Raw genomic sequence first — 23,150 nt, 5'->3', positions numbered from 1 at the left:
GGGTCATACGTCGGCGTGGTGGCGAGTTTCGCGGTGAGCTGAGCCGGGAATCCCCAGGCGCTCCGGCGGCGCTGTCTCCGGCGGAGGAGGAGGGATCCCCCGGATGACGATGATGGGCGGCGGCTTCGGCCCCGGCATGATGATGTCCCTGCGGCGCGACGGTTCGGTCACCAAGCAGCGGCTGCGTCCCGGCACGGTGCGGCGCATCGCGCGCTACGCCCGGCCGTACACCCGGCAGATCGTGGCGTTCCTGCTGCTCGTCGTGGCGGGCGCGGTGATCGTGGTGGCCAACCCGCTGCTGATGAAGGCGATCATCGACGACGGCATCCTGCCCGGCCGGACCGGCGTGGTGATCGGCCTGGCCGTGGCGATCGCCGGGCTCGCGGTGGTGGACGCCGGGCTGACGCTGGTGCAGCGGTGGTTCTCGGCGCGCATCGGCGAGGGCCTGATCTACGACCTGCGCACCGAGGTGTTCGACCACGTGCAGCGCATGCCGGTCGCGTTCTTCATGCGCGCGCAGACGGGCGCGCTGGTCAGCAGGCTCAACACCGACGTGATCGGCGCCCAGCGCGCGCTGACCAGCACGCTGTCCTCGGTCGTGTCCAACGTGGTCAGCCTGGTGCTCGTGCTGGGCGCGATGCTGGCGCTGTCGTGGCAGGTGACGCTGGTCGCGCTGGTGCTGCTGCCGATCTTCATCGTGCCCGCCAAGTACGTCGGCCGCCGCATGTCGGCGCTGACCCGCGAGCAGATGCAGCTCGACGCCGAGATGAGCTCCGTCACCACCGAGCGCTTCAACGTGGCCGGCGCCATGGTCGCCAAGCTGTACGGCAGGCCGGAGGACGACGCCGCCGTGTTCGGCTCCCGCGCGGCCAGGGTGCGCGACGTCGGCGTGACCGTCGGCATGTACGGCACCGTGTTCCGGGTCGCGCTCGGCCTGGTCGCGGCCCTCGCCACCGCCCTGGTCTACGGCATCGGCGGCGTGCTGGCCGTCTCCGGCGCCTTCGAGCTCGGCACGCTGGTGGCCCTGGCCGCGCTGCTGATGCGCCTGTACGGCCCGCTCACGTCCCTGTCGAACGTGCACGTGGACGTGATGACCGCCCTCGTCAGCTTCGACCGGGTCTTCGAGATCCTCGATCTCAAGCCCATGGTGGCGCAGAAGCCGGACGCCGTGCCGGTGCCAGGGGGCCCGGCGACGATCGAGTTCGACGACGTGCGGTTCCGCTACCCGTCCGCCGAGGAGGTGTCGCTGGCCTCGCTGGAGTCGGTGGCCAGGCAGGACAGCGGCCCGTCGTACCCGGTGCTGAAGGGCGTGTCGTTCACGGCGCGGCCGGGGCAGCTCATCGCCCTGGTCGGCCACAGCGGGGCGGGCAAGACCACGATCACCTCGCTGGTGTCGCGGCTGTACGACGTCAACGAGGGCGCCGTGCGGATCAACGGCGTCGACGTGCGCGACGCCACGCTCGACTCGCTGCGCGACACCGTCGGCGTGGTGATGCAGGACGCGCACCTGTTCCACGACACGATCGGCGCCAACCTCCGCTACGCCAGGCCCGGCGCGAGCGAGGAGGAGATGTGGGCCGCGCTGCGGGCCGCGCAGATCGGCGAGCTGGTCGAGAGCCTGCCCGACGGGCTCGACACCGTCGTGGGTGACCGCGGCTACCGGCTGTCCGGCGGCGAGAAGCAGCGGCTGGCGCTGGCCAGGCTGCTGCTGAAGGCGCCCCGCGTGGTCGTGCTCGACGAGGCCACCGCCCACCTCGACTCCGAGTCCGAGGCCGCGGTGCAGGTGGCGCTGAAGACGGCGCTGGAAGGCCGGACGTCGCTGGTCATCGCGCACCGGCTGTCCACGATCAGGGAGGCCGACGAGATCCTCGTCATCCACGAGGGCCGGGTCGCCGAGCGCGGCGGGCACGAGGAGCTGCTGGCGCGCGGCGGGCTGTACGCCGAGCTCTACCGCACCCAGTTCAGCTCGTCAGGTAGCCCAGCCGCTTGAGCTCCTGCCTGGCCACCTTCTCCACCAGCTCCAGGTCGTCGCGCCGGAGCCGGGTGCGCCAGGCGCCGACCTTGGGCACCGCCGTGTCGTACAGGACGACCTTGGACACCCGCGTCTCCAGGAACTCCGCCAGCGTCGCCACCGACTGCGGCGGCCGTTCGAGCAGGTCCTCGTAGCGCAGGGTGAGCAGCTGCGGCTCCGGCAGCGTGCGGCGCAGCTCGGCGCTCATGCGCACGGCGCTGCGCCAGCGCAGCGCGCTCTTGCCCGCCGCCGGCATGGTCTTCCACCGCTCCAGGTGCTCGTCCTTGTTCACGCCCAGGAACGCGTTGGGGAACTCGGTCTGCTCCGTCAGCATCGCCGGCTTGAACCACGCCAGGCACGCCGGGTCGCCGAGCATGCCGGCCACCACGTCGCGGCCGTCGCGGATGAGCTGGACGAACCGGGCGTCGGGGAAGGCCTGCAGCAGCACGGGGGCGCTGTAGAGCAGGTCGGGGCTGCCGTCGCCGAAGCGGGTGACGTCGCCGGCGGCGACGCAGGGGCCCGCGCCGGTGACGCCGCCGGCCTCGCGGCACGGCTCGGCGCACTCGGCGCAGGAGCGGGGCAGCACCTGCCACGACTCGGCGAGCGCGTCGCGCATGACGCGCACGGCGCCGGACGTGCGGGCAATGGACGGCTTGCGGGCGAAGGCGTACACCACGTGCGCCACGCTCGCGCGGCCCATCGTCACGTGGAAGCCCGGCGACCGTTTGAGGGCGCGGGCCAGCAGGTCCACGCCGGAATGCGGAGCTCCGAGCAGGAAGACCGGCCGGCGGACCTTGATGCCGTTGACCACGAGGATGTGGGGCGGAAGTCGCATACGGAAAGCAAGTGTGACACCGTTTGCCACGTGAACGAGCCAACGTCAGTGTCGGTGCTCACCGGTGCGGGCATCTCCACCGACTCCGGGATCCCCGACTTCCGCGGCCCGCAGGGAGTGTGGACGAAGAATCCGCAGGCCGAGGCCAACGCCACGATTGATCGTTACCTGGCCGACCCCGACGTCAGGCGCGCCTCCTGGCGGGCGAGGCTGGAGTCCCCGGCGTGGCAGGCGGAGCCGAACGTCGCCCACCACGCCCTGGTCGAGCTGGAGCGGGCCGGGCTGCTGCGCGCCCTCATCACGCAGAACATCGACGAGCTGCACCAGCGCGCCGGCTCCGCGCCGGAGAAGGTGATCGAGCTGCACGGCACCATGCGCCGCGCCGAGTGCCTGTCGTGCGACCTGATCACCCCCATGGAGGAGGTGCTCGCCAGGGTGGCCGCGGGCGAGCCCGACCCGCCGTGCCCGCGCTGCGGCGGCATCCAGAAGTCGAACACGATCTCCTTCGGGCAGCACCTCAAGCCCGAGGTGATCAACGCGGCGCTCGTCGCGGCCCGCTCCTGCGACCTGTTCGTGGCGGTCGGCACCTCGCTGACCGTGCATCCCGCCGCCGGGCTGTGCGGCGAGGCGCTCGACGCCGGCGCCCGGCTCGTCATCGTCAACGCCGAGTCCACCCCGTATGATCCGTTCGCCGACCGGGTCATCGCCGAGCCGATCGGCCAGGCACTTCCCGCGCTCGTCAAGGAGCTGATCGATGCGGCCAGGTGACACCATCGCCATCGTCTCCCCGTCGGGGCCGCCCGACCCCGTGCTGCTCAAGCGCGGTATCCGGCGGCTGGAGTCGCTCGGGCTGAAGGTGGTCGTGGGCGAGCACGTACTCGACCGTCAGGGCCTGCCCTACCTGGCGGGCGCCGACGCCGCCAGGGCCGCCGACCTGCAGGCGGCCTGGTGCGACCCGGCCGTCTCCGGTGTGTTCTGCTGCCGCGGCGGGTACGGGGCGGGCCGCCTGCTCGACCTGATCGACTGGGACGCGATGCGGGCGGCCGTCCGCGAGTCGGGGCCCAAGGTGCTGCTCGGGTCGAGCGACATCACGGCGCTGCACAACGCGTTCGCCATCGAGCTGGGCGTGCCCACCCTGCACGGGCCGATGGCCGCCTGCGACGTGATGGCGGGCGACGAGAGCGGGCCCGAGCCGCGTACGTGGGAGAGCCTGAGCGAGGCGCTCTTCGGCGCGGCGGGCGCGGCGGGCACGGTGGGCCCGGTGGGCCCGGTGGGCGCGGCGGGCACGGTCGTGGGTGACCGGGTGCTGGCGCCGGGGCGGGCCGAGGGCGTGCTGCGCGGCGGGAACCTGTCGCTGGTCGCCTCGATGTGCGGCACCCGGTGGCAGCCGTCGTTCGACGGGGCGATCGCGTTCCTGGAGGACGTGGGGGAGGAGCCGTACCGGATCGACCGGATGCTCACCCAGCTCCTGCAGGCGGGCGTGTTCGACGGGGTGCGCGGGTTCGCGCTCGGGTCGTGGGTGCGGTGCGGGGATCCGTACCCGGTTCTGGCGGACCGGCTGGGGCCGCTCGGGGTGCCGATCGTGGCCGGGTTGCCGGTCGGGCACGGGTCGCCGCAGCTGAGTGTCTGGCTCGGCGCTCTTGGTGTTATCGATACCGAATCGTGCTCCCTAACTGGCATGATGCGGAACGAGGAGCAGGCAAGGTAGGAGGGACGAATCCGACAGAAAGGGACACGGCGCGTGAACTTGTTCAGGCGTGAGCCCTCTCGCCGGCCGGTCGAGGACGTCGATCTCGACTCGTTGCTCGCGCTCGTCGCGGAGTCCCTCGGATACTCCTTCGAGTTCGCCCGTGACGGCTCCACCGTCACGCTGACCGGGGACGCCGGGCACCTCGTCGTCAAGCTCACGGGGCTGCGGCGCGAGGCCGGGCGCAGGGCCAGGGAGGACTGGCCCATGCTGGTCTCCGCACACCTCGCGCACGCCGTGGCCACCGCGGGCGAGCGGCTGGACGTGTGCGACCTCGACCAGGTACGCCCGCTGCTGCGCACCCGCGTGGAGGCCGTGGACGAGATCCCCGACCTGACCCGCGTCGTCGGCCGCCACCTCAACGCCGACCTCGTCGAGCTGCTCACCGTCGGCACCCGGCAGGTCAGGCCCGAGGAGTCCGGCTGCTGGCCCGTCCCCACCGGCCAGGCCCTCGACCTGGCCGTGGCCAACGTGCGGGGGCGGGAGCGGCTGCGGGCCGAGTACATCGAGGTGTCGGGCACCCCCGTCACCCGGCTCACCGCCTCCAGCCCGTCGGCCGCCACCCACCTGCGCTGGCTGCCCGACTACCTGCCGGTGCCGGCCGACGGGGTGCTGGTGGTGCTGCCCGATCCGTACACGCTGCTGCTGCATCCGGTGGACGGGATCGGGGTGGTGCGGGCCATCGAGCGGCTGCGGGTGCACGCCGCCCGCACGGACGGGCTCAGCCCGCAGGTGCACTGGTGGAACGGGGAGCGGCTGACGCTGATCAGGGCCGACATCGTGACCAGGGACGGGCAGACCAGGCTCGTCGTGGCACCGCCGCCGGACTTCGCCCGGGTGCTGGCCCGGCTGGCCGTCTGAGCGCCGCCCCCTCCCGCCCTGATGACCTGAGGGCGGGCAGGAGAGGGCGGGTAGGAGAGGGCGGCGTGGTCAGGGGCGGTTGACGTAGTCGCGCAGGTGGATGGCCGTCAGCGAGCTGCCGTTGGCCACCAGGTCCGCCGGGGTGCCGGAGAAGACGACCTGGCCGCCGTCGTGCCCCGCGCCGGGGCCGAGGTCGATGATCCAGTCGGCGTGGGCCATGACGGCCTGGTGGTGCTCGATGACGATGACCGTGTTGCCGTCGTCCACCAGGCGGTCGAGCAGGGACAGGAGCTGGTCCACGTCCGCGAGGTGCAGGCCCGTCGTGGGCTCGTCCAGCACGTACGTGGTGCCGTTCCTGGCCATGTTGATCGCCAGCTTGAGCCGCTGCCGCTCGCCGCCCGACAGGGTGGTCAGCGGCTGGCCGAGGCCCAGGTAGCCGAGGCCGACGGAGACGAGGCGGTCGAGGATGGTGCCGGCCTGGCCGGTGGGGAAGAAGTCGCGGGCCTCGGAGATCGGCATCTCCAGCACCTCGCTGATGTTCTTGCCGCGCAGCCGGTACGTCAGCACCTCCGCCGTGAACCGCTTGCCCTCGCACGTCTCGCACACCGACGCCACCTCGGCCATCATCGCCAGGTCGGTGTAGATGAGGCCGATGCCCTTGCAGGCCGGGCAGGCCCCTTCCGAGTTGGCGCTGAACAGGCCCGCCTTGACCCCGTTGGCCTTGGCGAAGGCGGTGCGGATGGGGTCGAGCACGCCGGTGTAGGTGGCCGGGTTGCTCCTGCGTGAGCCGCGGATGGGCGACTGGTCGGCCACCACCACGCCGTCGCGGCCCGCCACGTGGCCGTGGATGAGGGAGCTCTTGCCGGAGCCCGCCACGCCGGTGACCACGGTGAGCACGCCGAGCGGGATGTCCACGCTGACGTCGCGCAGGTTGTGCAGGGTCGCGTTCCTGATCGGGAGCTGCCCGGCGGGCCGGCGGAAGCTCTCGCGCAGGCGTACGCGGTGGTCGAGGTAGCGGCCGGTCAGCGTGCCGGAGGCGCGCAGCCCCGACAGGTTGCCCGAGTAGCAGATCTGGCCGCCCGCCGTGCCCGCGCCGGGGCCGAGGTCCACCACGTGGTCGGCGATGGCGATGGTCTCCGGCTTGTGCTCGACCACGAGCACCGTGTTGCCCTTGTCGCACAGCGCCAGCAGCAGGCGGTTCATCCGCTGGATGTCGTGCGGGTGCAGGCCGGCGGTGGGCTCGTCGAAGACGTAGGTGACGTCGGTGAGGCTGGAGTTGAGGTGGCGCACCATCTTGACGCGCTGGGCCTCGCCGCCCGACAGGGTGGCGGACTCGCGGTCGAGGCTGAGATAGCCGAGCCCGATCTCGACCAGCGAGTCGAGCGTGGAGCGCAGGCTCTCCAGCACCGGCCCGATCCGGGGGTCGTCGATGCCGCGGATGAAGTCGGCCAGGTCGTTGACCTGCATGGCCGAGCAGTCGGCGATGTTCCTGCCGTCGATCTTCGCAGCGAGGGCGGCCTCGTTGAGCCGGGCGCCGCCGCAGGCCGGGCACGGGGCCAGCCTGATCGCCCGGTCGGCGAACGCCCGCGCGCCCGGCTGCATCGACTCCCTGTCCTTGCCCAGGTAGCCGCGCCTGACCCGGACGAGCAGGCCCTCGTAGGTGAAGTTGTTGTTGCCGTACTTGAACTTGGTGGCCGGCTTGTGCAGCAGGTCCGCCCACTGCTGCTCGGTGAAGTCCCGCAGCTTGACGTCCGGGTCGAACAGGCCGGAGCCGGCCACGATCTGCCAGGGCCAGCTGTCCACCGCGTACCCGGGGGCCTTGATCGCGCCCTCGTTCAGCGACAGCTCCCTGTCGACGACCTCGTCCACGTCGATCTCGGTCGCCTTGCCGAGCCCCTCGCACTCGGGGCACATGCCCTCGGCCATGTTGAAGCTGAAGGCGGAGGCGGAGCCGACGTGCGGCTCGGCGAGGCGGCTGAAGATGATCCGCAGCATGGTGTGGGCGTCGGTGGCGGTGCCCACGGTGGAGCGGGCGTTGGCGCCCATCCGCTCCTGGTCCACGATGATCGCCGCGCTCAGGTTGTGCAGCGCGTCCACGTCGGGACGGGACAGGCTCGGCATGAACGCCTGGACGAACGCCGTGTAGGTCTCGTCGATCAGCCGCCGCGACTCCGCGGCGATCGTGTCGAAGACGAGCGAGGACTTGCCGGAGCCCGACACCCCGGTGAACACGGTGAGGCGCCGCTTGGGGATGTCGAGGGAGACGCCCTTGAGGTTGTTCTCCCTGGCGCCGCGGACCTGGATGCTGTCGTGGCTGTCGGCGGCGGTGTGATCACGAGTCTGGACGGTGCTGGCCTGGTGGCTGGAGAGCACGGAACCCTTCCATCGTCGGCTGACTATTTATGGTGTAAAGGGATTAGCCGGGACAGCTTACCCCGGACCAGGGAGGCGCGGAACACGTCTGCGGCCGGGCGAACATGTCGTGAACTCGGGGCGACGCCCTGCTCAGGGCGTGCGCAGCGGGGTTAGCGTGGCAGGCGCCACCAGAGAGAATGCTTCGGAGTACGTCGAGTTGCGCAGGAATCATCGGGAGCCCGGCGTGCGCGCCGTCCTTGCGAAGGGCAGGCTCGTCACGGTCGGGATCGACCCCTGGCTGATGCGCGAGCCGCCCGAGACCGTGGCCGCCTTGGTGGCCGAGGCGGTGGACGCCGCCTTCGCCGGGCAGTCGCCGGTCGACGCCGCGGTGCCGTTCGTCGAGCCGCTGGCCCTGGCGCGGGAGCTGCGCGCGGTGCGGGCCGACCTGGACGCGCGGATGGCCAGGGTGACGGCGTCGATCGAGGTGAGCGCGGCGGCGCTGCGGGCCGAGGCCGGGGTGCCGCTGCTGGACTTCGGCGAGCTGTTCGACCGGCTGATCGCGGTGCTGGAGACCATCGGCGGGGTGCCCGACGGGGACGTGCGCGGCATCTCGGAGGGGCCGGTGTGCGCGGTGTGCGCGCCGGGGCCCCGGCTGGTCGCGCTGAACGTGACGGGGCGGGCCATGTACGGCGGCGCGCGGGTGCTGGGGGAGCGCGTGGTGGACGGGGTCAACGCCGCCCTGGACGACCTGCGGCACGGGCTGCTGCGGCGGCGCGCGGCGGCCGGGGCGGGGACCGAGCAGGTAGGGGCCAGGCTGGAGGAGCTGCGGCGGCTCGGGGTGCTGCGGATGCGGGGGTACGCGGAGGGGATGGCGGCGATGATGGACGAGGTCAGGGCCGCGGGCAGCGTCGGTCGCGTGGCCGGCGGCCCAGTTGGCGGCGCGATCAGTGGCGGCGCGATCAGCGGCGACGTGTCCGGGGCGGTGTGAGGTCGTGAGCCTGGAGCTGCCCGCCGCGCTGGCGGCCGTCGAGGCGTTCCTGGGGCGGCCGTTTCCCGAGGGGGACGAGGACGCTCTGGTGCGGCGGGGCGACGACTATGAGGAGCGGCCAGGGGCCGGGGTGGTCGAGGGGCTCGGGCTGAAGGCGTCCGCGGGGATCGTGCTCGCCCGTAAGGGCGTCGCGCTGCTGCAGTACGGCCTGATCGCGGCGGCGCTGGCCGAGACGCTCGCGACGGGCGGCACGCCGGCGCCGGTGCTGCGGCGGGCCGGCCAGCAGGCCCTCGACGCCTGCGTCTCAGACGACGGCACCCGCACGGCGGACGGCGGCTGATCGCGCAGGTCCGATCCGGCGCTCACGGTGGTTCGGCGCTGATCGCGCAGGTCCGATCCGGCGCTCACGGTGGACGGCCGCTGATCGCGCAGGCTTCGCCCGGTGCTCACCCCGTGTACGCCCGCCCGTCCCCGGCATGCCCGATCTTGTCGCGAGACCAGCACCTCTACGGGGACGGACGAAGACGATGAAGAGATGGCACGCGCTCGCGGCGGCGGCGGCCCTGGCGCTCGCGGCCCTGCCCGGGACGGCCTCGGCCGAAGCGGCATCCCGGGGACGGGACTTCGACCTGCAGGCGCACCGGGGCGGGCTCGGGCTCGTGGTGGAGAGCTCGCTGCCCGCGTTCGCCAACGCGCTGGAGCTCGGTGTCAGCACGCTGGAGCTGGACGTGCAGATCACCGAGGACGGCCAGGCCGTCGTGACGCACGACCGCAGGATCAGCAACAGGAAGTGCCGCGACACCGCGCCCGCCAGCGAGGGTGACCCCGAGTTCCCCTACGTCGGGAAGTACCTCAACACGCTCACTCTCCAGCAGGTCAGGACCATGGACTGCGGGTCGCAGACGCTCGCCGAGTTCCCCGGGCAGCGGGCCGTGCCCGGCGCGCCGATGGCGACGCTGCGCGAGGTGTTCGACCTGGTGCGGCGTTACCGGGCGCGCGGGGTCAAGCTCAACGTCGAGACCAAGGTGGAGGCCGGGGCGCCCAGCGAGACGGCGCCCAGGGAGCAGTTCGTGCAGGTGACGCTGCGCGAGATCCGCCGGGCCGGGCTGCTGCGGCAGGTGACGATCCAGAGCTTCGACTGGGGCGCGCTGATGCGGATGCGCGATCTGGAGCCGCGCCTGCCGCTCGTCGCCCTCACCAACCGCGACTTCCTGCAGACCGGGCAGCCGGGGGCGTCGCCGTGGCTGGGCGGGCTCGACGTCGACGACTTCGGCGGCGACCCGCTGAAGGCGGTCAAGTCGTTCGGGGCGCAGGCGTTCTCGCCGGTCCACGGGTTCCCGCAGAACGGCAAGGTCACCGACGCCGACTATCAGCCGTACGTGACCAAGGACATGGTGGACCAGGCGCACGCGCTCGGGATCAAGGTGATCCCATGGACGGTGGACGACGAGGCGACCATGAACAAGCTGCTCGACGACGGTGTGGACGGTCTCATCACGGACTACCCGGACCGGCTGCGGCAGGTCATGGACGCCCGCGGGCTGAAGCTGCCCAAGCGGTACCAGCCGCGCGGCTGGGACGGCAGGGAGTAGAAGCCGACGCGCCCGCGTCGCGAGGGGCGCTGCCCGCATGGCGGGGGCGCTGCTCGCATCGTGTCGGGCGGCCCGCATCGCGTCGTCGGGCCGTCCGCATCGTGTCGGGCGGCCCGCATCGCGTCGAGCCGCCCGTACGGGCGGCGGCCCCCGGCAGGGGCGCCCGCGCCGTGGCCGGGGAGCGGCCGGCACGGGCCGGGCTAGGCGGAGATCGAGTTGACGGCCCGGTGATGGAGCCCGATCACGGGGATCTCGTGCAGGCTCCCCGAGTACAGGAACTGCGTCATGCCGATCAGCAACCGCCGCACGTCCTCCTGAGGCCGCACCACGAGCCGCAGGAACTGGCTCGTGGTGCCCAGCTTGTTCCCGCACTCGCGCACGTACACGCCGTGCTCGGTCAGCAGATGGTCGCGCAGCGGCACCCCGTCGTGCCCCGGCGGCAGCTTCACCAGCAGGAAGTTGCCCTGCGAGGCGAACACCGACAGCCCCGGCATCGTGCTGAGCTGCTGGAACATCGCTCTCCTGTCGTTGCCCAGCCGCCTGAGGCTGTCCTGGTACTCGGGCATGAACTGCCGCATCATGAACACCACGACCTCGGCGAACGAGTTCAGGTTCCACTTGGGCAGCGCGTCCCGCACCCGCCCGGCCAACGCCGGGTTGGCCACCATGTAGCCGAAGCGGATGCCGTGCAGGCCGAAGTTCTTGCCGAGGCTGCGCAGCACGATCACGTTCGGCCGCACCGCGGCCTCGGCCGCGATCCCCGGGTACGGCTCGGCGTCCACGAAGTCGCCGAACGACTCGTCCACGATCACCAGGTCGAGATCGATGAGCTGGTCGAGCAGCCGCAGCACCTCGTGCTTGGGCAGGTAGCCGCCGTCGGGGTTGTTCGGGTTGCAGATCACCGCCACCCGTGAGCCGCGCGTACGGATGAACGAGACGTAGTCGTTGACGTCCAGCGCGAAGTTGCGGCTCTCCTGCAGCGGATACATGTCCACCCGCTTGCCCGTCTCCAGCGGCTGGTCGGTCCAGCGGCCGAAGGTGGGGATCGGCACCGCGAGGCTGTCGCGGACCAGCAGATGGTCGATCCAGGTGATCAGCTCCGTGGAGCCGTTGCCCATCGCGACCGTCTTGGGGTGCAGCCCGAGCGTGGAGCAGAGCTCCTCGGTGATCGTGCCCGCGTCGCTGGGATAGAACTTGAGTATCGTCTCCAGATTTCTCCCGAGGTGCTCGAAGATCTCCGGTGTGGGGAAATAAGGGTTGCAAGGGATGCAGAAGTCCACCGGGGCGCGCTCTCCCGACGAGCTGCGCAGGAGTGAGAAGTACGACGGGCTGTGCGCTTGCGCCCGCAAGAGACTGAGCTCCACGACACCTCCATGGACCACGTGTCCGATGTGTGTAGGTACGCGCGGGTGTCGTCAGTGGTTCATGGTGACGGCTCGGTTCTGCGGAGCGTGAGGATCGCGATGTCGTCGCGGGGCGCGGTGCCGGTGAAGACCCGCAGGTCGGCGTCGATCCTGGCGGCCAGCCCTCCGGACGGCGCGCGGGCGTAGGAGCGCAGCCGCGCCTCCAGCGGGTAGAACGTGCCGCGCCGGTCGCGGGCCTCGGTGACCCCGTCGGTGCACAGCAGCATCGTCGCGCCCGCCGGGAACGTGAACCGCACCCCCTTCCTCGGCGCCGACGACAGCGCCGCCAGGCCGAGGGGCACGGCGGGCTCGCCCAGGTCCGCCTGGGCCGCGTCGCCGTCGTGGATGACGAACGGGGCGATGTGCCCGCAGTTGACGGCCTCGACCACGGGCTCCCGGCCGATGTCCAGGACCAGGGCGGTGACCAGCCGCTCGGGCTCGCCGGTCTGGGCGGCGAAGGCGTTCTGCCGGACCACGGAGTTCTCCAGGGCGGCCACGACGCCGGTCAGCGTGTGCTCACGGTAGGCGGCCTCCCTGAACGAGCCCAGCACCGCCAGCGCTGTGCCGATCGCGGGCAGGCCCTTGCCCTGGACGTCCGCGATCAGCACCCGGGTGCCGTGCCGGGAGGCGGCCACCTCGTACATGTCGCCGCCCACCATCGCGTCCTCCTCCACCGGCTGGTAGAGGCCGTTGACGACCACGTCGGCCGTACGCAGGGGCAGCGGGCGCACGATCAGCCGCTGCAGCGCCGCCGCGGCAGAGCGCAGCCGGGAGACCTCCTCCTCCCGCAGCACCCGGTAGCGGCAGCCGAGCACGCTCAGCAGCCCGAACAGCGTCATGAACCCGGTCGCCAGCAGGATGTCGTCGGCCTGCGCCCTGATGTACACGCCGGTGAGGACCTCCACCAGGATCACCCACACCGAGGCCAGCGCCGTCTGCCACACCTCGCCGAGCGCCGAGACGATCGCCGGCAGGAAGACCAGCAGCGGGAACAGCCGCACCGCCGTCCCGGTGGAGATGTCCAGCGTGACGACCAGGACGGTGAGCAGCAGGCCCGCCACCACCAACACCGGCGTGCTCAGCCGCGGCCCGTCGCGGCGCCGCAGTCTCCCGTCGTCCGTCACCGGTCCCCCTTCACCCCCATGTCATCTTCTATCAGTCGGTTTCTCCGCCCCCGCGCGCTGGCACGCAGACTTGACCGCACCTTGCCCTGACACGCGAATGAGAACGCCTCCCGTCGCATTGGCGCGATTATCCGGGCGAACGTCCCGCGGCGTTTTGAATGGCGGGGAAATCGACGGGCGGACAGGCGTGTGAAATTCGGGTTCATTATCGTCGCGATCAAGCCCTGAAGAGGGGTCTTGACGCTCTGTACTGCAAGGATAGGCAGATCGGCTACGGAAAGTAAACAGCGGTGCCCTATATGGCGGGATTTGCAGACGTTGGCGGGCAATTTTCCGCAGCGGTGTTCGCAGCCGATCCGCGGGTTCTCATTTTCTTCTAATCCCCGAACTCATTGACACAAGAAAACGATCTTGTAAATATCTGAGTTAAGCCGCGGAACGACGAATTCATGCCTGGAAAGGGAGACGCTCATATGGACACCGAGCACGACTGGACCCTGCTGCCGGCCGTGGTCGTCAGGAGCGCGGGGTTTCCCTGGGAGCTCGTCATGTCCCTCGTCTACCCCAGGGCGGCGGAGACCGCCGCGGCGGTCGTACGGCTGGAGCGGCGGGCACTCGACCTGCTCACCGGATCACCGGCCCCCGGCGCCGGCGCGTCAGGCGGGCAGGCGCGCGGCGGGCGGCTGCCGCGCGGGCTGCGCAGCCGCCTGCGCGACCTGCGGCCCCTGCCGGACGGCACACCCGGCCCCGCGGAGTGGCTGACGGCGTGGAACGAGGTGACGGGGCGGCTGGAGGAGGCCAGGCTCACGCTGTCCGGCCTGGTCAGCGGTGACGCCGCGCTCGGCAGGGCCGCCGTGGCGGGGGTCATGGCCGACGAGCGCTTCCTCGACGCGCTCGTGTGCACCGCGCCCGCCCTGTACCGGGACCTGCGGCGCGGGGCCAAGGGGGGCAGGACCCGCCGCGAGCTGGCCGACCAGGTGCAGCGGCTGTCGGCGTCGTGCGAGACGGCGGGCTGTTACGGGCCCATCAGCTACGGGGCCGTCCGCGCGGGGGAGCGCTCCGGCCACACGTGGGCGGGGGCCCACGCGTACACGCGGCGGGTGGCGTTCCCGGCCGCGCGGGTGGTCGAGGCGCTGCAGCAGCGCGTGCTCGCCGAGCCCGCGCTGGTCGCCGGGCTGGTGCCGCGCCGCAAGACCTGGGCGGGGGAGGTGCTCGACGGGGCCGCGTTCGTGGGGCACTGCGACGGGGAGCGCACGCTGGCCGAGATCGCGTCCGCGACGGGGGCGGGCGTCGAGCGGGCCTCGGCGGCGCTGGCCGTCGCGGTGCGGCGCGGGCTGCTCACCCACGACCTGTGCCCGCCCGCCACCGTCTGCGACACGCTGGGCTGGCTGCGCGACCGGCTGGCCGCCAGGGGGGTGCCGGTGGCCGCGCGCGACAGGGGCAGGCCGGGGATCGCGCCGGACGCGGACGACGCCGAGCCGCCGGGAGACCTGCGGCACGGGCGGGTCGCGGCCGCCGGCGACTGCGAGTGCGGGTGCGCCGAGGGGCGTCCGGGAAGCGAGGAGGACCCCGGCGTGCGGGACGCGCGGACGCGCGGGCCGCAGGTGCCCAGGCGGGCGTTCGTGTCCCGGCCGGGCGTGCCCGCCCAGCGCGCCAGGGCGATCATCGGCGCGCGCCCCGCCCAGGACGCCGACCTGCCGCTCGGCACACGCGTCGGCGAGATCGACGAGCTGCTGGCGCAGTATCCGAGGGCCTCGCCCGACGTGAAGCTGGCGGTGCAGCGGCGGGTCGAGGCGCTGGCCGGGAGCGGCCGCCGCGACGACCGGGCGATCGTGCACGAGGCCGCCGCGGGCACGCTGCGCCTCACCGTCGGCGACGGGCCGGCCGCCGACCTCCAGGGCCGCGTGCCCAGGGTGCTCGACCTGCTCGCCGAGGAGGCCGAGCTGACCCGGCAGCGCACCAACCGGTTGCTGGCCGGGCGGCTCGGGCCGGGCACCTACGAGCTGGCCGAGGTGCTGCGCTCGACCGGGGACCTGGAGATCGAGCACGGCGACCGGCTGGCCGGGCGCATCGCCGCCCTCGTCCGCGAGGCGCCAGGCGACCTCACCGAGCTGAACCTCGCCGGGCTGCTCGACGAGCCCGTCCCGCCCGCCGCCCCCGTCCTGTGCTCGGCCGACGTCATGGTGGCCGCGCCGGCGCTGGAGGCGTACGAGCCGGGCGTGACCCCGCTGGTCCTCGGCCGCCTGCACGACGCGGTGCTGCTCACGCCATGGGCGCTGCAGTTCCACGAGGAACGCGCGGCGTGCCTGGCCGAGCGGGACAGCGAGATCAGACGGGTGCTGTCCGGGTTCACGGTGCTGAACGTCATCTCCCGCCGCACCAACGGCGTACCGCCGCTGGAGCTGCCGGGCCCCGTGCTGGAGCTCGGCGGGGTGGCGGCCGACCCGCGGCGGCGGCGCATCGGGCTCGACGAGCTGTACGTGCACAGCGACGGGCAGCGGGCCGTGCTGCACGCCAAGGGCATGGAGGAGCCGCTGCTGCTGCACAACGGCGACCACGACACGGCGTTGCACACGGCGTTCGCCCTGCCCAGGGTGCGATTGCCCCGCTTGCCCGGGCTGTCCAGGGTGCCCCGGCTGACCTGGGACAACGTGGTCGTCTCGCGGCGGACGTGGCGGCTGGGGCGCGGGTCGTTCGAGGCGCTCGCGCAGGCCGGCGACGATCGGGAGCTGCTGGTGGCGATGGCCCGGCTGCGCGACAGCCATGGGCTGCCGGAGGCGTTCTTCGCCTCGACGGCGCGGGAGCGGCGCTCCCTCTACGTCGACATGCGGTCGCCCGCGCTGCTCGAAGGGCTGGCCCGGCTGGCCGCCCCGGCCGAGCAGGTGACGTTGACGGAGGTGTTCCCGGGGCCGGGCGAGTGCTGGCTGCGGGACGGGGAGCGGCGGTTCGCGGCCGAGCTGCGGTGCGTCTACCTGCGGCCCGCCGGTTCTCCCGCGCTGGGTGGCGACGGGGTGGCGGCCGGCGGGCGTGCCGGGCGGCCGGACGCCGCCGGCGGGCAGGACGGTGGGGGTGGTCCGCGACCGGGTGTGGTGCTGCGTGAGGGGCCCGCCCGCCGGTCCGCCGAGCAGTCCCTCGGTCGTGTACGGCGGGTGCCGGGGCCGGCGCAGCAGCCGGTCGGCTCGGGACGGCAGGTGTCCGGCCCGGTCGCTCTCCCATCGGTCCAGCAGCATTCCGGCCCGGCCGCTTCTCCGTCGGCCCAGCAGCATTCCGGCCCGGTCATTCCCCATGGTCAGTATTCGCACGGTGCCGCCGTGCCGCGGTGGCTGGAGCGGCTCCCGCAGCTCCCCGACCGGCGGCCGGCGCCGGACGACCCGCTGATCCGTCCGGCGCACCCCTACCCCTGGCCCGGAGAGGGCGGTTGATGGAACTCCTCGTCATTCCCCCGTTCACCGACTTCACCACCGAGATCGTCCCGCCACCCGGGACCGAGGTGCTCGACCTGGGCGCCGGCATCGTCGAACGCCTCACCGTCATCGAGCGGGCCGCCTACGACGACGCGTACCTGCGGGCTGTCGGCACGGCGCTGCGCCTGGCGGCCGACCCCGCGCTCCGGCCCAGCCTCGACGGCCTGGAGCTGGCCGAGGGCAGCACGCAGAGCAGCCGCGACGTGCTCGCCGCCGCCGCCAGGTGCGAGCTGTTCCGGCCCGAGGTCGAGCAGGCCGTGGAGGCGGCCAAGGAGCGGCGGGTGCACGTCGTGGTGGACGGCGAGCGGCAACTGCCCGCCGCGTTCGCGCTGGTGCGGGCGCTGGGGGCGGAGCGGGTGACGCTGTGCGGCCGGCTCGTCGCCGAGCAGGTCGCGGCGCTGCGGCGGGTCCCCGAGCTGGCCGGGGCCGAGTGGCTCGGCTGGTCGCCGGAGCGGGTGATCCGCCCCAGCTGGTACGCCGGCGGCCCCCGCACCCCGGTGCGCTGGCTGACCGGGCCGGACACACCCCCTGACAGCGGGCCGTGGGCGGGGCGGCTGGACGCGGTCCGGGTGGCGGCCTTCCCCCTCGACACGCTGGCCCGCTGCCGGGGCCTGACGATCATCGTGACGCGCATCGACTTCCTGGCCGCCGTGACCGGGCTGAACGGCATGACCGTCAACCTCCGCCGCCTGCTGGCCGCCATCCCGGTGGCGGCGCCGGTGACGTGCGAGCTGGCCGTGGGGGCGCCGGGGATCGACGCGGGCGCCGTGGGGGAGTCGCTGGAGCTGCTGGCGGACGGGCCCGGCGGGGTGCGGCTCGGGGGGCTGCGGGCGTACCGGATGGGGATCCGCACGGTCTGGGCCGGGCACAGCGTGCGCTTCCCGCCACGCGCGGGGCACGACCTGACGCGGTGGATCGAGTTCGACGCGCCAGAGACCATGCGCGAGTGGGAGGTGGCGACCACCATCAGGGCCTGGCGCGACCGCCTCCATGGCCTCCCCCCTGGCCGGCTGGCGGCCTGCACGGTCGCCGGTGGGGAGGGGACGGCGGGCGTGTCCGTCCTGGGGAGGGGGCACGGGTGAGCGGTCCGTGGCGGCTGGGCCTGGGCGACGACGCTGACGAACGCCCGCAGTCCTTAGTACGGTGTCGCGGCCCTGTGGCGGGCACCGGCCCGGCGGGCGGCCCTGCGCCGGGTGGTGGCTCGGCGGGCGGCTCTGCGCCGGGTGGCGCCGCGCTGGGCGGTGGCTCGGCCGATGGCGACGTGTCGGAGCTGGCCTGGGCCGTCCCGGCCGGGCGGGGGGAGCTGGTGGTGGAGCTGCGTCCGTGGTTCCTGTTGCGCACCACCGGGCTGCCGGTGTCGCTGCTCGACGGCCTCGGCCATCCCGGTCTGCGGCGGCTCTCCGCACGGCTGCTGGCCGCCGAGCGACGCCTGGCAGCCGAGCGCAGCCGCTTCGAACGGCTGGCAGCCCCCATGCGCGGCGACGTCCTGCGGCTCACCCCCGACCGGCAAGCCCGGGCCAGGCACTGCGTCACCAGCGTACGCACCGGAATGCCGCTGAACGGAGCGGAACTGGAGCTGCTGGACACGCTCGGCCTGGCGGAGTGGTCGCGGCGCTGGCAGTCCGCCGTCGTCGCGGCGGGCGCCGCCCGTGCGGCGGCCAGGAGCGCCTACGCCGCCGCCCGGCTCGTGACCCGGCGCAAGGTCGCGGAGGCCTACGACGACGAGTCCGTACGGCACGCGGCCTTCCTCGCCGATCCCGCCTTCTACCAGGCGATCGTGCGGCACCCGCTGGCCCGGAGGCCGGGCGACGGCACGGCCAGGCGCTCCCGCCTGCTCGCCGCGACCGCCCACCGGCAACTGCGGCGCTCGACGATGGGAGGCGGGGCCGGCGGGCCCGTCCTGTACGCGCGGTTCGAGCCGGGCGGCGGCCCGGCGTTGCTGGTGGGCGAGCCGGGGCCCGAGCGGGTGGTCGTCGCCGCGGGCGGCTGGCTGACCCGGCGCATCGGGGACGCGGGCCGGGTGGAGGAGCTGCGTGGCCGGTACGCGGGTGCGCCGTGGCCCGAGCGCGCCCGGCACTTCGAGGCCGCCCGCCTCGAAGCGCTCGATCGTGGTGGGCGGGCCGGGCCGGAGGGGCGGCCGCATCCGCACGGGCGGGCGGGGCAGGGGGCGCTGCGGCACGAGGTCTTCCGGGAGGAGCGGTCGAGCCCGTACAGCGAGCGCGTCACGATCGGCGGCGCGGCGCTGGCCGGGGTGCGGGCCGCGCTCACGGCGGCGCTGCCCTTGTGGCACCTGGCCACGCTGCTCGCCGGCGAGCCCGCTCACCTGCGTGCGCTCACCACCGCCCTGGACAGGCTCGCGTCCGAGACGCTCGCCCGCACGGAGCGGCTCCGGCCGGCCGGCCGCACCGAGCGCTCCGGCGGGCCGGTCCACGCTCACCCGGACGTCATCAGGCTGACCCTCCCGGACGTGGCCCGCGCCACCGCCGAGCTGTGGGACCTCGCCCCGGACCACCCCGCCCCCACCCTGCCGGGCCCCGACCTGATGGCCGTCGGCACCGACCTGGCCACCGCGACGTGGCTGCTGTGCGGTGTCCGCGACGACTGCCGACCGCTCTACCAGGGCCTGCACGCCGCCCCCGTCACCCTCACCGGCGCGCTCCCCGAACCATGGCCCGCCCACCCCGCGACAGGCCACACCCGCCCGCCCGAGATCGACCTGGGCGCCCACACCCCCCGCATCCTGATCGGCGACCTGATCTACCAGCGCTCCCGCTGGCGCGTCCACCTCCCTCAGGAACGCGGCGCGGACGCCTTCGACCGCTGGCTGGCCATCCACCGCCTGTGCCGCGAGCACCACCTCCCCCGCCACGTCTTCGTCCACCACCCCACCGACCCCACCCCCTTCTACGTCGACTTCTGCGACCCCGCCGCAGTCGAGGACCTGGCCAGGCACGACCCCGCCGAAGTGCTGATCACCGAGCTGCTGCCCGCCCCCGGCCGGCTCTGGTGGCGGGTGGACGGCCGCGAGCAGTGCGCGCAGCTCCGCCTCGGCTGCGTCGTACGGCGCGCGCCCCGGTAATTCGGTTGCCGCCCCGCCCACGGCCCTGTTGTAATCCCGGACGGAAGAGCTTGCCCGCAACCGTGAGGAGGCCCACGATGGCTGAAGCGTTCGTGAACCCTCAGCTCAGTGACTCCTCCTACGCAAAGGGCATGACGCTTCTTGAGATCGTTCGATCCCGAGACCACTTCATCTTCGACTGACTCTTCCGTCCTCCGCCTGCTCCGCCCCGGACCGGCCGCCACCGCGGCGCTGACCGCCGCGATCGCCGCCGCCACCGCGCTCCCGCTGGCCGCACCGCAGGTGACCCGGCGGTTCGTGGACGACGCCATCGGCGGCGCGAGCACCCGGCACCTCACGCTGATCGCCCTCGGCTACCTCGCGCTCGCCGTCGCGGGCCAGGCCGCCAGGATGCTCACCGCGTGGCTGGCCGGCAGGCTGGCCTGGGACGGCACGAACCGCCTGCGCGAGCGCCTGACCGGCCACGCGCTCGGCCTGGACCTGGCCTTCCACGGCCGCCACACGCCCGGCGAGCTGATCGAGCGGGTGGACGGCGACGTGGTGGCGGTCGCCGACTTCGTCGTGGCGTTCCTGCTGGACGTCGTGGCCAGTGTGCTGCTGCTGGCCGGCGTGGTCGTGGTCGTGTTCACCGTCGACTGGCGCATCGGGGCGGTGCTGCTGGCGTACTGCCTGCTCGTCGGGTACGGCATGGCCCGCGCCCAGCGGCTGGCCGTGCCGTCGGCGGCCCGGTCGCGCGCCGCGAGCGCCACGCTGTTCGGCACCCTGGAGGAGCGCCTGGCGGGCGCCGAGGACCTCAGGGCCAACGGCGCCGGCGAGCACACCGTGCGCCGCTTCCACCAGGTCAGCGCCGCGCTCTTCCGGGCCGAGCACCGCGACGCCCGCATCGGTACCACGCTGCTGGCCGGCACCTCGGTGGCCTTCGCCGCTGGCACGGCCGTCATGCTGGCGCTGGCCGCCTGGGCCACGCGGGCGGGCACGCTCACGGTCGGCACCGCCGTGCTGCTCTTCCAGTACACGCTCATGGTGCGGGCCCCGTTCGAGCGGCTGATCGACCAGATCAGGCAGTACCAGGCGGCACTGGCCGGCCTGGCCCGCATCGCGGCGCTGCTCGCCGAGCGGCCCGCGCTGACCCCCGGCACCCGCCCGCTGCCCGCCGCCGGGCCGCTCGGCCTGCGCGTCGAGGGCGCCGGGTTCCGCTACCCGGACGACGACGAGCAGGTGCTGTCCGGGATCGACCTCACGCTGGCGCCCGGCGAGACGCTGGGCCTGGTCGGGCGGACGGGCAGCGGCAAGACCACGCTGGCCAGGCTGGTGCTGCGGCTGCACGACCCCGTCGAGGGCGTCGTCCGCGTGGGCGGCGTGGACCTGCGCGAGGCCGATCCGCGCTCGTTGCGGGCCAGGATCGGCGTGGTCACCCAGGACGTGCAGCTCTTCGCGGCCAGCGTCCGCGACAACCTGACGCTGTTCAGGCCGTCGCCCGGCGACGAGCGGCTCATGGAGGTGCTGCGCGGGGTCGGGCTCGGCGAGTGGGCGGCCGCCCTCCCGGACGGGCTCGGCACGGAGCTGCGGGCGGTGTCGGCGGGGCAGGCGCAGCTCATCGCGTTCGCGCGGGCGTTCCTCGCCGATCCGGGGCTGGTCGTGCTCGACGAGGCGTCCAGCCGCCTCGACCCGGCCACCGAGCGCCGCATCGAGGACAGCATCGCCCGCCTGCTCGACGGCAGGACCGGCGTGATCATCGCACACCGCCTGTCGTCCCTGTCCCGGGTGGACAAGATCGCGGTGCTCGACCGCGGCAAGATCGTCGAGTACGGCCGCCGCGACGAGCTGGCCGCGAACCCGGACAGCAGGTTCGGGCGGCTGCTCGACCGGGCGGGGGTGCCCCGATGAGGCCCGTGATGCTGGTGGCCACCCGGCTGGCCACGTTCGACCTGCGCCGTTATCTCGTCGGGGCGCTGCTGTGGCTGCCCGTCCACGTGATCCCGCTGGCCGGCGGGCTCGTCCTGCAGCAGGTCTTCGACCGGATCAGCGGGCACGAGGCGGCCGGCCTGCGGGCCACGCTGTGGTGGTGCGCGGCGTTCGTCGGGGTCGAGCTGGTGCGCGGGCTGGTGCTCGTCGTCGCGTGGACGTACGGCGTCTACTGGTGGAGCGCGGCGGCGACGCTGCTGCGCGCCAACGTGCTGCGCTCCGTGCTGACCGCGCGCGGCCCCGCCGCCGCGCGGCTGCCGCACTCCTCGGGCGAGGCCGTGGCCCGGCTGCGGGACGACGTGGCCGACGCGGTCGACTTCACCGACGAGAGCGTCAGCCTGGTCGGCACCACGCTGTTCGCGGCCGTCGCGCTGCCGGTCATGGCCGCCGTCGATCCGGTGGTCACCGTGGTGCTGGTGCTGCCGATGATCGCCGTCGGGGTGCTGAGCAGGACGATGCGGCGGCTCGTGGCGCGGCTGCACGGGCGGGCCAGGCGGCTGGGCGCGGCCGTGACGGCGTACGTGGGCGAACTGTTCGGCGCCGTGCTCGCGCTCAAGACGGCGGGCGCCGAGCCCGCCGCCCTGGAACGGCTGCGCGAGCACAACCGGCGGCGGCGCGACGCGGCCGTCCGTGACCGCATGGCGACGGACCTGCTGGACGCCGCGACCACCACCACCGTCGAGCTCAGCATCGGGCTCGTGCTGCTCCTGGCCGCGCCCGCCATGCGCGGCGGCGAGTTCACCGTGGGGGACCTGGCGCTGTTCACCAGCTACCTCGGCTACCTCACCGCCCTGCCGCGCTCCATCGGCACGACCCTCTACCGGCTGCCCCAGGCGGCGGTCGCCACGGAGCGGCTCACCGCGCTCATGGCGCCGCACGAGGACGCCGGCACCCTGGCGCGGGGCGCCGATGTCTGGCTGCGCCGCGACCCGCCGCCCGCCCCGCCGCCGCCCCGGCACGACGGGCCGCTGCGGGCCCTCGACGCGCGCGGGCTGGCCGTGCGCGGCGTGCTGCACGGCGTCGACCTGCGGCTCGAACGCGGCTCCCGCACGGTGATCACGGGTGCCGTGGGGTCGGGCAAGACCACGCTGGTACGTGCCCTGCTCGGGCTCGTGCCGCTGGACGGGGGCGTGATCCGGTGGAACGGCACCCCCGTCGCCGACCCGGGCACGTTCCTCGTCCCCGGGCGCACGGCGTACGTGAGCCAGGTGCCCCGGCTGTTCTCCGCGACCCTGCGGGAGAACCTGCTGCTCGGCCACCCCGCGAGCGACGACGACGTCCGGCGGGCCCTGGAGCTGGCGGTGTTCGAGCAGGACCTGGCGGGCATGCCCGGCGGGCTCGGCACGGTCGTCGGGCCGCGCGGGGTGCGGCTGTCCGGCGGGCAGGCGCAGCGCGCCACCGCCGCCCGCGCCCTCGTCCGCGAGCCCGACCTGCTGGTGGTGGACGACCTGTCGTCCGCGCTGGACGTCGAGACCGAGCAGTTGCTGTGGGAGCGGATCGCCGGGCGCGGCCCCGGGACGGTCCTGATCGTCTCCCACCGTCAGGCCGCCCTCGAACGCGCCGACCAGGTGATCGTCCTGGACCGGGGCCGCGTGGCCGGTCGCGGGCGGCTCGCGGAGCTGCTGGAGAGCTGCCCCGAGATGCGGCGGCTGTGGCACGCGGAGCTGATCGCGGAGGCGGAGGAGCAGGCCGGAGGGTAGGGCACCATGGAGTTGTGACACCAAGC

The 23,150-nt window shown here is 73.7% G+C and carries 16 protein-coding genes; 12 read left to right on the top strand and 4 right to left on the bottom strand.

What is annotated here, in order from left to right:
• Positions 1-103 precede the first annotated feature (103 nt).
• Positions 104-1,990 carry an ABC transporter ATP-binding protein gene (locus LCN96_RS35800; protein ID WP_225266854.1) on the top strand — a complete coding sequence of 629 codons (1,887 nt, stop codon included), beginning with the start codon at positions 104-106 and terminating at the stop codon, positions 1,988-1,990.
• On the opposite strand, the gene LCN96_RS35795 is transcribed toward LCN96_RS35800, so the two are convergent.
• Entirely contained in the window at positions 1,962-2,846 is an 885-nt protein-coding gene (locus tag LCN96_RS35795; protein ID WP_225266853.1) for a sulfotransferase family protein, read from the bottom strand. The two genes, LCN96_RS35800 and LCN96_RS35795, sit on opposite strands and share 29 nt — an antisense overlap.
• A gap of 30 nt (positions 2,847-2,876) precedes the next feature.
• Here LCN96_RS35795 and LCN96_RS35790 point away from each other — a divergent pair, with 30 nt between their 5' ends.
• From LCN96_RS35790 to LCN96_RS35780, 3 genes are read left to right on the top strand one after another with little or no spacing between them, the layout of a single operon-like run.
• Positions 2,877-3,614: an SIR2 family NAD-dependent protein deacylase gene (locus LCN96_RS35790; protein WP_225266852.1), complete on the top strand. Its 738-nt coding sequence runs from the start codon at positions 2,877-2,879 to the stop codon at positions 3,612-3,614.
• Positions 3,601-4,554 (top strand): S66 peptidase family protein, encoded by a 954-nt coding sequence (locus LCN96_RS35785; RefSeq protein WP_225266851.1) that lies wholly within the window; start codon positions 3,601-3,603, stop codon positions 4,552-4,554. Before LCN96_RS35790 ends, LCN96_RS35785 begins: the two co-directional genes overlap by 14 nt.
• Positions 4,555-4,587: 33 nt before the next feature.
• Positions 4,588-5,454, top strand: coding sequence for a hypothetical protein (locus LCN96_RS35780; RefSeq protein WP_225266850.1), 867 nt, complete (start codon positions 4,588-4,590; stop codon positions 5,452-5,454).
• A 69-nt stretch (positions 5,455-5,523) separates the two neighbouring features.
• On the opposite strand, the gene LCN96_RS35775 is transcribed toward LCN96_RS35780, so the two are convergent.
• Positions 5,524-7,449 (bottom strand): ATP-binding cassette domain-containing protein, encoded by a 1,926-nt coding sequence (locus LCN96_RS35775; protein ID WP_404823987.1) that lies wholly within the window; start codon positions 7,447-7,449, stop codon positions 5,524-5,526.
• Positions 7,450-8,053: 604 nt separating this feature from the next.
• On the opposite strand from LCN96_RS35775, the gene LCN96_RS35770 reads away from it, so the two are divergent.
• The 3 genes from LCN96_RS35770 (at position 8,054) to LCN96_RS35760 (ending at position 10,389) form a co-directional block, all read left to right on the top strand.
• Positions 8,054-8,797 carry a hypothetical protein gene (locus LCN96_RS35770; protein WP_225266848.1) on the top strand — a complete coding sequence of 248 codons (744 nt, stop codon included), beginning with the start codon at positions 8,054-8,056 and terminating at the stop codon, positions 8,795-8,797.
• Positions 8,798-8,801: 4 nt separating this feature from the next.
• Positions 8,802-9,137 carry a hypothetical protein gene (locus LCN96_RS35765; protein WP_225266847.1) on the top strand — a complete coding sequence of 112 codons (336 nt, stop codon included), beginning with the start codon at positions 8,802-8,804 and terminating at the stop codon, positions 9,135-9,137.
• A 187-nt stretch (positions 9,138-9,324) separates the two neighbouring features.
• Positions 9,325-10,389 carry a glycerophosphodiester phosphodiesterase gene (locus tag LCN96_RS35760; protein ID WP_225266846.1) on the top strand — a complete coding sequence of 355 codons (1,065 nt, stop codon included), beginning with the start codon at positions 9,325-9,327 and terminating at the stop codon, positions 10,387-10,389.
• A gap of 200 nt (positions 10,390-10,589) precedes the next feature.
• On the opposite strand, the gene LCN96_RS35755 is transcribed toward LCN96_RS35760, so the two are convergent.
• Positions 10,590-11,753: a pyridoxal phosphate-dependent aminotransferase gene (locus tag LCN96_RS35755; protein ID WP_225266845.1), complete on the bottom strand. Its 1,164-nt coding sequence runs from the start codon at positions 11,751-11,753 to the stop codon at positions 10,590-10,592.
• Between the two features lie 59 nt (positions 11,754-11,812).
• The gene (locus tag LCN96_RS35750) at positions 11,813-12,916 is read right to left on the bottom strand and encodes a PP2C family protein-serine/threonine phosphatase (protein WP_225266844.1); all 1,104 of its coding nucleotides are present in this window, start codon (positions 12,914-12,916) and stop codon (positions 11,813-11,815) included.
• A gap of 473 nt (positions 12,917-13,389) precedes the next feature.
• On the opposite strand from LCN96_RS35750, the gene LCN96_RS35745 reads away from it, so the two are divergent.
• The 5 genes from LCN96_RS35745 to LCN96_RS35725 all read left to right on the top strand — a co-directional run bounded on the left by LCN96_RS35745 (position 13,390) and on the right by LCN96_RS35725 (position 23,124).
• Positions 13,390-16,338: a lantibiotic dehydratase gene (locus tag LCN96_RS35745; protein ID WP_225266843.1), complete on the top strand. Its 2,949-nt coding sequence runs from the start codon at positions 13,390-13,392 to the stop codon at positions 16,336-16,338.
• On the top strand, positions 16,338-17,462 hold the full coding sequence (locus LCN96_RS35740; protein ID WP_225266842.1) for a hypothetical protein: 1,125 nt from the start codon (positions 16,338-16,340) through the stop codon (positions 17,460-17,462). The genes LCN96_RS35745 and LCN96_RS35740 overlap by 1 nt, the downstream gene beginning before the upstream one ends.
• The gene (locus LCN96_RS35735) at positions 17,459-19,459 is read left to right on the top strand and encodes a hypothetical protein (RefSeq protein WP_225266841.1); all 2,001 of its coding nucleotides are present in this window, start codon (positions 17,459-17,461) and stop codon (positions 19,457-19,459) included. Before LCN96_RS35740 ends, LCN96_RS35735 begins: the two co-directional genes overlap by 4 nt.
• A gap of 141 nt (positions 19,460-19,600) precedes the next feature.
• Entirely contained in the window at positions 19,601-21,346 is a 1,746-nt protein-coding gene (locus LCN96_RS35730) for an ABC transporter ATP-binding protein (RefSeq protein ID WP_225266840.1), read from the top strand.
• A complete protein-coding gene (locus LCN96_RS35725) occupies positions 21,343-23,124 on the top strand; it encodes an ATP-binding cassette domain-containing protein (protein WP_225266839.1) in 1,782 nt (593 codons plus the stop codon). The genes LCN96_RS35730 and LCN96_RS35725 overlap by 4 nt, the downstream gene beginning before the upstream one ends.
• The last annotated feature ends 26 nt before the right edge of the window (positions 23,125-23,150 follow it).

The sequence above is a fragment of the Nonomuraea gerenzanensis genome (assembly GCF_020215645.1).
Taxonomy (GTDB): domain Bacteria; phylum Actinomycetota; class Actinomycetes; order Streptosporangiales; family Streptosporangiaceae; genus Nonomuraea; species Nonomuraea gerenzanensis.
Note: the sequence above shows the minus strand (reverse complement) of the source record. Positions and strands in the feature narration are given on the sequence as shown.